We start from the raw sequence: 8484 nt of genomic DNA, 5'->3' as shown, positions 1-8484 counted from the left end.
AAAGACCAAGGATTAGTGAAATTTGATTCAAGATCTGGTCAAAATTATTTTGCGCACGGAGGAGATTTTGGTGAAAAATACCATGACGGAAACTTCAATACAAAAGGAATTGTAGATTCTAACGGAAAACCAAAAGGCTCTATTTTTGAAAACAAATGGGTGTATCAGCCAGCGATTTCGACTTTAAACGGAAATCAATTAGAAATTAAAAATCGTCAGGCGGTTAAATCTTTAGAAGGTTATGTTCCTGTTTTAAAAGTGTTGGAAAACGGAAACGTAATCAAAACTCAGATTTTAAAACCATTAAAAGTAGAAGCAGGACAATCGACAACAATAGATATCAGCGTATATCTTCCAAAAATGAAAAATGATGCTGAATATCTTTTGAATATTGAATTTCAACTTTCAGCAGATGAACTTTGGGCTTCAAAAGGATATGTGGTTGCCGAAGATCAATTTCAGTTGAAAAAGAAAGAAGCTTTGGTTTTAAATGCAAAAAAAGAAGCTTTGAATATTTCGGAATCTGATTCAGAATTTAAAATCAAAGGAAAAGCTTTTGATATTACGATTGGAAAAACAAACGGAGCTTTGAGTTCGTATGTTTTCAACGGAGAAGAACAAGTTTTTGCACCTTTGTTGCCAAATTTCGTAAGACCACTTACAGACAACGATAAACGCGGATGGAAATCGCAAAAGCTTTTGAAACAATGGTACAAAGCAAAACCAAAATTGGTTAACGTGAAAATCGATAAATCGGCTTCTGAAATTAAAGTAATAAGCGATTACGAAATTATAAAAGATAGTGCAAGCGTAAACGTAGTCTATAACATCAGTCCAGAAGGAGTGATAAAAGTAGATTATAGTTTGAAAGCTTCAGACAAATTGCCAAACCTTCCAAAAATCGGAATGCAGATGGGAGTTCAAAGAAAATTCGATCAGATTTCGTGGTACGGAAAAGGAGAATTGGAAAATTACAGCGACAGAAGTTTTGGCTCGTTTGTTGGTAAATATTCACTTCCAATTAATGATTTCATCGAACATTACCCAAAACCACAAGAAAACGGAAACAGATGTGATGTAAGATGGATGGCATTGACAACTCCTCAGAAAAATCAAGGTTTTATGGTAGTTAATGATTCCAAAGTTTTAAGCATGAGCGCATGGCCTTACACACAAGAAAACCTAAGTGCATCAGGTCATACATATGATTTAAAAGATCCAGGATTTTTGATATTAAACATCGATTTAATCCAAATGGGAGTGGGAGGAAACGACAGCTGGACGATTGTAGCACAACCAATTGAGCAATATCAGATTAAATCTGGAAATTATCAATATAGTTTTTATTTAACGCCTTTCAACGGTTCGAAAAATCAGTTGGAAAGTAGTTTGAAGAAGTTTAAATATTAGATTAATTGACAATTAAAAATTAAGAATTAAAAATTAAAGATATAGTTTGTCATTTCGAGGACCGAGAAATCACACACGGAATTCGTCATAGATTCAATATTTAGATCAAACATAGCCCAAGGTTTCAACCTTGGGAAACGTATTGTGTAATTACGTTTCGTCCCAGTGGTTGAAACCATTGGCTATATAATAAATATACCAAACGCGACAGGTTTCAAAAACCTGTCGGGTTTACAAACGAAATAAAACGATTAAAAATGTTTCAAAAAAAACACCTCTTTTTTATCCTCCTTCTCGCAAGCATCGTCTCTGCGCAGGAAGTTCATAAAAAAGAATCATTTCAGCCAACATTAGAATCCTCCAAAACTTGGGTGTATTGGTATTGGATGAAATCGGCGTATTCTAAAGCAGGAATCACAGCCGATTTAGAAGCCATGAAACAAAACGGAATTGCAGGCGCATATTTAATGACCATCAAAGGTCCAGCAAATCCGCCATTAATCGATCCGCCAGTTTTACAGTTGACGCCTGAATTTTGGGATATGATTAATTGGGCTTTTAAAGAAGCTGACCGTTTAGGTTTGAAACTCGCTTTTCACGGAGCAGACGGATTTGCCGTTGCAGGTGGTCCGTGGATTAAGCCAGAAATGTCCATGCAAAGAGTAGTTTGGTCGACAACTGAAATTTTAGGAGGAAAAAAAGTTGTTTCAAAACTTCCTGTTCCAGAGCATTATAAAGAGTATTATAAAGACATTGCGGTTTTTGCGCTTCCGATAAAAGAATATCACACAACATCTCAGATGCAATTGCCAAAAGTTACAACATCAAATAACACAGATGCTTCATTTTTGGCTGATCCGAAGAAAGATGAAAACTTCAAATTTGCAGATGCAGGTTGGATTCAGTATGAATTTGCACAGCCTTTTACTTGCAAATCGATTGTAATTGAAACCAAAGGAAGAGATTATCAGGCACAGCGTTTAATTGTGGAAGTAAGTGATGATGGAGTTCATTTTAAATTCCACGAAAGACTGATTGCACCGCGTCACGGTTGGCAGGATATGGATTTTCCTAATACGCATACTATTACGCCTGTTACAGCAAAATATTTCAGATTTGTGTATGATCCAGTAGGAACAGAACCAGGAGCAGAAGATTTAGATTTTGCGAAATGGAAACAGAATTTGAAAGTGAGTAAAATTACACTTTCAAATCAATCTTTAATCAATAATTACGAAGGAAAATCAGGAGCGATTTGGCGTTTGACTCCAGACACTACGGAAAAACAAATTCCGAATTCAGATGCATTCAAAAAATCAGAAATCATCAATATTTCTAATTTTGTTGACACTGATGGAAATTTAAATTGGAAAGCGCCAAAAGGAAAATGGAGAATCATCCGAATGGGGCATACTTCTACAGGACATGAAAACGCAACGGGTGGAGCAGGAAAAGGTTTGGAAGTAGATAAATTTAATCCAGAATTAATTCGTTTTCAATTGGATCATTGGTTTGGAGAAGCAGTGCGTTCTGCTGGCCCAGAATTGGCTTCAAGAGTTTTGGCAATTTTGCATTTTGATAGTTGGGAATGTGGAAGTCAGAATTGGTCTTCGGTTTTTCAGTCTGAATTTAAAAAGAGACGCGGTTACGATATTGTAGAATATCTTCCTGTAATGGCTGGAATTCCAGTGGAAAGTGCCGATTTCTCAGAGAAAGTTTTATACGATGTCAGAAAAACAATTGGCGATTTAATAGCGGATAATTTCTACGGAACTGTCGCTCAAATTGCTAAAGAATATAAGGTTAAATTAAGTTCAGAGAATGTCGCTCCAACCATGATGAGCGATGCTTTATTGCATTATAAATATGTTGATTATCCGGGTGGTGAATTTTGGCTGAAAAGTCCAACACACGATAAACCTTTTGATATGGTTGATGCTATTTCTGGCGGACATATTTACGGAAAAGACATTATTCAAGCAGAATCTTTTACGGCTTTGCGAATGGATTGGGACGAACATCCAGGGAATCTAAAAACGACAGCAGACCGAAATTATGCTTTAGGAATCAACCGTTTATTCTACCACGTTTTTGTACATAATCCTTGGACGGACAGAAAGCCGGGAATGACTTTAGACGATATTGGGACTTTTTTCCAAAGAGACCAAACTTGGTGGAAACCTGGGAAAGCTTGGTTTGATTATTGTCAAAGAGTGCAGTTTCAGTTACAAAAAGGAAAACCTGTAATTGATTTGGCGGTTTTTATTGGAGAAGATTTTCCTTCGCGTTCTTTTGTTCCAGATCGTTTGGTGCCGTTTATTCCGAATGTTTTTGGAAAGGAAAGAATCGAAAGCGAGAAAATCCGTTTAGAAAATGAAGGTCAGCCAACAGCAAAAATGCCGAAAGAAGTGACGTATTCTAAAAACATCACCGATTTATCACAATGGATTAATGCTTTAAATGGTTATCAATATGATTCATTTAATGCAGATGTTTTAATCAACAGAGCAAAAGTGGTAAACGGAAAAGTAACTTTTGAAGGCGGAATCGAATATGGAGCTTTACTGTTTCCAGGAAGTCATAAAATGGCGCCGAATAAAATTTTGTCTTTGGCTTCCGCCGAAAAAATCCTGCAATTGCTAAAAGATGGAGCGACGATTTTTGTAGATGAAAAACCAACTATTCAGCCAGGAATCCAATCAGAATCAGATCATAAGAAATGGCAAAATGTGATTGATGAAATTTGGAATAATGACAATTCATCTTCATGGAAAATCGGAAAAGGAACGGTTGTCAAATTGCCTTATTTAGGAAATGATTTTGCTTCAATCGGGATAACACAAGATGTTTATTTTCCAAACCTAAACAGAGCCGATTCAGAAACGATTGCTTGGGCACATAGAAAAGCAGATAACGAAGAAGTTTATTTTCTTTCGAATCAAAAAGAGCAAAAAAGAACATTTGACGCTTCTTTCAGAATAACTGGAAAAATTCCGCAATGGTACAATCCTGTTACGGATAAAACGTCGGCTTTAGCCAATTGGAAAATAGAAAACGGAAGAACAATTGTTTCGATAACTTTAGAAGCTAATGAATCTGGTTTTGTGATTTTTAAAGAGCAAACGAAAGAAGTTTTAGCTCAAGGAAAAACAGCTGAATTTGAAAAAGTTCAGGTTTTAGATGAAAATTGGGAAATTCAATTTGATCCAGAATTTAAAGGTCCGAAAGAAGTCATAAAAACAAATAAACTTTTTGATTGGAGTACTTCAGAAAATGATCAAATTAAGTATTACGCAGGAACTGTTACTTACAAAAAAGAGTTTGTTTGGCAAGGAAAAGACACCAGCAAAATCTGGCTTGATTTAGGTGAAATTGCCAATATAGCTGAAGTTTCAATCAACGGAAAAGATTGCGGAACGCTTTGGACTTTTCCATTCAAAACAGATATTTCACAAGCATTACAAAAAGGAAAAAATACAATCGTAATAAAAGTGACCAATACGTGGGCAAACCGTTTAATTGGTGACCAAAAATTACCAAAAGAAGAAAGGTTAACTTGGACAACAGCGCCATTTAGATTGGAAGAAAATCCGTTATTGAAAGCGGGATTATTGGGACCGATTGTAATTTTAAAAGAGAAATAATAGATGTCGCTCCGCTGGAGCTTTTGTATTATGATGTTGTTTATTCTATAAATATTTCGTCCCTCTGGGACTTGTTCAGCAGGATTGAAAATTTATGAAAATTAAGAACATGTTTTTAGCATAATAATAGAAATAGAAAAGCTCTGGAAGAGCGAAATATTTATAGAAAATAATAGTAAAGAGAAGTTTAGCTCCAGAGGAGCGACATATCTTTTGAAAATTTAAGGATAAAAAAAATGAAAAATTTTAAAAACATTTTTATTGTAATTGCATTTTTAGCTAGCCTTCAAATCAATGCAAAAATCAAAATGCCAGCATTGTTTAGCGATAACATGATGTTGCAACAGAAATCAAACGCACCAATTTGGGGCTGGGCAGAAAAGAATGCAAAGATTATCATCAAAGCATCATGGGATTCTAAAATTTACAAAACAAAAGCCGATGCTTCTGGTAAATGGAAAACCGAATTGCAAACACCAGTTGCAGGCGGACCTTTTGCAATTGAAGTTACAGAAGGAACTGAAAAAGTAACGATTAAAAATATTTTAATTGGAGAAGTTTGGCTTTGTTCTGGACAATCGAATATGGAAATGCCATTAAAAGGATTTCAAGGACAACCTGTTAAAAACGGAAACGAAATCATTGTAAGGTCAACTAATAAAAATATTCGTTTAATAACAATTCCGCGTGCGACGGTTTTAGAACCAAAAGATGATTTTGAAGGAAAATGGGAAGAAGCTTCTCCAAAATCGACATCCAATTTTAGTGCAACAGCTTGGTATTTTGGTTCGCTTTTACAGGAAGTTTTAAATGTTCCTGTGGGATTGATTCATGTTTCGTATGGAGGTTCGAGCATGGAAGCGTGGATGAACAAGGAAATGCTGAAAGATTTCGCAAGCGCTAAAATTCCAACTACAAAAGAAGAATTGGCAAAAGATCCAAATCGTGTTCCAACGACTTTGTTTAACGGAATGCTTTCACCTGTTATTGGTTACGGAATCAAAGGTTGTATTTGGTATCAAGGCGAGTCAAATTACGAGAGAGCAAATGAATATACCGCTTTAATGAAAAAAATGGTAAGTAGTTGGAGAACAATGTGGAATCAAGGAGATTTTCCTTTTTATTTTGCTCAGATTGCGCCGTTTAATTATGCTTCATTTCATCCAAAAGATTATTTGGAGAAATACAATTCGGCTTATTTGAGAGAGGCTCAGTTTAAGGCTTCAAAGGAAATTCCGAATTCGGCAATGGCAGTTTTAATGGACGTTGGTGAAGAAAATAATATTCATCCAATGGACAAGGAAAAGGGAGGAAACCGATTGGCTTTTCAGGCTTTGGCAAGAACATATGGAATTGAAGGTTTCGAATTCGAAAGTCCGAAATACAAAAGCATGGAAATTAAAGATGGTGCTGTAACCGTTTCGTTTGACGATGTAGCTAACGGAATTACGTCTTATGAAAAAGAAGTGACGGGTTTTGAAATAGCAGGAGAAGACAAAGTTTTTTATCCAGCGAAAACAGTTGTAAGAAGAAAATCAGTGGTTTTAACTTCTGATAAAGTAAAGAAACCTGTTGCAATACGATATTTATGGAAAGATTTCGCCAAAGCGGAATTGTTTAGTGCAGGTGGATTGCCGGTTTCTTCTTTTAGAACAGACGAATGGTAATTTTTTTAAACCATATAAGTCATATAAGAAAATGTAAGCTTTGTGTTTTTAAAGAAATATAAGTTTGATATTTAAAGCTTGACTTAGATTATCTTATATGACTTATATGGTTCAATAATCGTATTATAAGAGAATGTAAGTTTTGTGTTTGGTTTGTGTTTTAAGAAATATAAGTTTAATATTTAAAGCTTGGCTTAAATTATCTTATATGACTTATATGGTTCAATAATAGTATTCTATATAAAATTAATAAGTTGAAAAATTTAATACTTCTATTTTTTCTTTTCACCACGCTTTGCCTTAAAGCTCAGATTCCTGTACTCGATACGTACAATCAAGTCTGGACAACACAGAGCAATAATTCATCCGAATCTATGCCTTTGGGCGGAGGTGATATTGGTATGAATGTTTGGGTAGAAAAAGGAGATTTGTATTTCTATTTTTCACGAAGTGGGACTTTTGACGAGCATAATACTTTACTGAAATTAGGACGCGTAAAAATCACTTTAAGTCCAAATCCGTTTGAGGGGGCAGCTGGTTTTCGTCAAGAATTAAAATTGAAAGACGGTTATATTTTGGTTGGACAAAATGATACTAAAATCAAACTTTGGGTGGATGTTTTTAAACCGATTATTCATGTTGATTTAGAAAGTAAAAATCCGTTGAAGATGACAGCTTCTTATGAAAGCTGGCGTCATCAGAACCGTATTTCAAAAGGAAAAGAAAATAATGCTAATTCTTATAAATGGGCGCCTCAAGGAGATCTTGTCAATTTTAAAGATTCAATTGGTTTTGAAAATAACGGACTTAAATTCTATCACAGAAATCGCGAACAAACGGTTTTTGATGTTGCTGTAAAACAACAGAAAATGGAATCGGTAAAAGACCAAATGATGAATCCAATTGCCAATCTAACTTTCGGCGGATTCATGAAAGGCGATAATCTAAAACCAGACGGGACTTATTTAGGGAAATATCAGGATACCGATTTCAAAGGTTTTAATTTAACGAGCGTAAAACCTTCAAAAAAACATTCGTTAGAAATTTATTTAAATACTAGCCAATACGATTTTTCAACTTGGAATAACGGATTGAAAAGTTTAATTTCTTCGAATAAAAACACAGCGAAACAAGCAGAGAAAAACACTATAAAATGGTGGAATAATTTCTGGAATCGCAGTTTTATTTTTACACAAAAAAATCAATCGATTGAGAGAGATTCGGTTTATCAAATCGGACAAAATTATCAATTATTTAGATATATGTTGGGATGTAACGCGTATGGAAAATATCCAACCAAATTCAACGGCGGACTTTTTACGGTTGATCCAGTTTACACAAACAAAGACCTGAATTTTACACCCGATTTTAGAAATTGGGGAGGAGGAACCATGACAGCTCAAAACCAGCGATTGGTTTATTTTCCGATGGTAAAAAGCGGTGATTTTGATATGATGAAATCGCAATTGGATTATTACGTAAGTCTTCAAAAAAATGCCGAATTACGCAGTAAAGTCTATTGGAAACATAACGGAGCTTCTTTCACAGAACAATTAGAAAATTTCGGATTGCCAAACCCTGCTGAATACGAATGGAAACGTCCCGCAGATTACGATCCTGGAATGGAATACAATGCTTGGTTGGAATACGAATGGGACACTGTTTTAGAGTTCTGCCAAATGATGTTGCAACAGAAAAAATATGCTAAAGAAGATATTCAGAAATACAATCCATTTATTATAAGTTGCCTTCGTTTTTTTGAT

4 protein-coding genes are annotated in these 8484 nt (G+C 35.0%); all 4 read left to right on the top strand.

The features are described 5' to 3' along the window. Positions 1 to 1410, top strand: a 1410-nt coding sequence (locus VGE71_RS07120; protein ID WP_331137702.1) for a beta-galactosidase small subunit family protein, incomplete at its 5' end; no start/stop codon positions are given. A 257-nt stretch (positions 1411 to 1667) separates the two neighbouring features. Next, positions 1668 to 5054, top strand: a complete 3387-nt coding sequence (locus VGE71_RS07115; protein ID WP_331137701.1) for a glycosyl hydrolase — start codon at positions 1668 to 1670, stop codon at positions 5052 to 5054. A gap of 236 nt (positions 5055 to 5290) precedes the next feature. Beyond that, on the top strand, positions 5291 to 6721 hold the full coding sequence (locus VGE71_RS07110) for a sialate O-acetylesterase (protein WP_331137700.1): 1431 nt from the start codon (positions 5291 to 5293) through the stop codon (positions 6719 to 6721). A 254-nt stretch (positions 6722 to 6975) separates the two neighbouring features. Then, positions 6976 to 8484, top strand: a 1509-nt coding sequence (locus VGE71_RS07105) for a DUF5703 domain-containing protein (protein WP_331137699.1), incomplete at its 3' end; no start/stop codon positions are given.

It is taken from the genome of Flavobacterium sp., assembly GCF_036405015.1.
In the GTDB taxonomy this organism is placed as follows: Bacteria; Bacteroidota; Bacteroidia; order Flavobacteriales; family Flavobacteriaceae; genus Flavobacterium.
Note: the sequence above shows the minus strand (reverse complement) of the source record. Positions and strands in the feature narration are given on the sequence as shown.